Source organism: Ilumatobacter sp. (assembly GCF_041688325.1).
Lineage (GTDB): Bacteria > Actinomycetota > Acidimicrobiia > Acidimicrobiales > Ilumatobacteraceae > Ilumatobacter_A.
Map to the genome: position 1 here is coordinate 1 of NZ_JBDNIJ010000108.1, position 1,447 is coordinate 1,447.

The 1,447-nt window shown below is 61.8% G+C and carries 2 protein-coding genes; one reads left to right on the plus strand and one right to left on the minus strand.

Translation table 11 applies throughout. The annotated features are described in order from the left end of the window. Nucleotides 1–475 (plus strand): bifunctional 4-hydroxy-2-oxoglutarate aldolase/2-dehydro-3-deoxy-phosphogluconate aldolase (locus ACH2EI_RS07345; RefSeq protein ID WP_395159575.1); only part of this gene is annotated, 475 nt, incomplete at its 5' end. Nucleotides 476–497: 22 nt separating this feature from the next. On the opposite strand, the gene ACH2EI_RS07350 is transcribed toward ACH2EI_RS07345, so the two are convergent. Beyond that, nucleotides 498–1,447: sugar kinase (locus ACH2EI_RS07350; protein WP_395159577.1), on the minus strand; the 950-nt coding region annotated here is incomplete at its 5' end.

Genomic DNA, 1,447 nt, shown 5'->3' on the forward strand with positions numbered 1-1,447 from the left:
AGACGAGCAGGGTGCGCAGGCCCTTCGCCAGACCAGGAACGAATGGCCCGACGGCCCCCACATGCTCGGCGCCGGGTCGATCATTTCGGTGTCACTGGCGCAACAGGCGATCGACGACGGGGCCCAGTTCCTGGTTTCTCCTGGGCTCTCAACCGAGGTTGTCCAGACCGCCCGAAACCGTGGCACCCCGATTCTTGCCGGAGTAGCGACCCCATCGGAAGTTCAGCACGCAGCAGCGCTCGGGCTCACTCCCACGAAGCTGTTCCCGGCCGCACAACTCGACGGGCCGGCGTATCTTCGTGCTCTGAGTGGGCCATTCCCCCAGATGCAATTCGTTCCAACAGGCGGCGTGAACTTTGAGAATGCTGAGGCCTATCTCGCTACGGGAGCACTGGCGGTTGGTATCGGTGGAGAACTCACTCAGCCCGCAGGCTTGGAAGCTCTTCGTCGCTGGTTTGCTCGACCCGCACGTTGAGTAGCGGGCCGATGCGGTCGGGTCAGGTCGACAAGCCGTCGGTGTACACCAGCGAGGCCCACTCCTGGTCAGCCAGGTCCAGCATTTGATCGATCGTTGACCATTCGGGTGGGCGTCCGACGTCGTTGCGGTTCGTCACTGCACTCATTGCAATGACGTGGCCGAGTCGTTGGCATCGCTGAACATCATCGGGATGCTTCACGATTCCGTACAGAAACCCGGCAGCAAACGCGTCACCAGCACCCACGGGGTCGATGACCACTCCGCTGAGCGCGGGTTCAAACCGAACGGCGTCACCCACAAACGTATGGACCCCGACCGCACCGTCCTTGACAACCAGGTATTTCGGTCGATCGAGAAGTGCTCGAACGTCAGCGGGGTCGGATAACCCCCACACTGCTTCAGCCTCGTCCAATCCCACGAAGACGATGTCGGCACGATTCGCTACGTCAGCCAAGAACTCGGTTGGTGCTTTCAAGGGCCACAGCGTCGGACGCCAGTTGAGGTCGAACGAACGAAGCGCGCTGGTTTCCGCTTCCAGTAGAGCCAGCACGAGATCACTGCAGCTCTCGGACAATGCCAACGTGATGCCGCTCAGATGAAGCACCGCCGCATCGAGACACTGTGGAATGTCCACTGAAGTCTTCGACATTTGGGACGCCGCTGAGAACCGTCGGTAGTACTGCACCCGGGACCGCGAGCCCGGGGGGCCTTTGAGCATCAACCCGGTTGGGGCGTCTTCGGAGAAGGTAACGGCTGACAGGTCGACGCCAGCGCCCGCAATGACCTCGTGGACCATTGGACCAGCGACTCCTGTGCCGAGTCGACTGACCCAGCTGGTGCGCAGACCAAGCGCGGCGCAGTTTCGGGTGACATTGGATTCGGCACCGGCGACATCCCACAAGAAGCCGTTGGAGTTTGGGTCGCGAGAGAGCGACAGCATTGACTCCCCGAGGCCGACGACGTCGAATC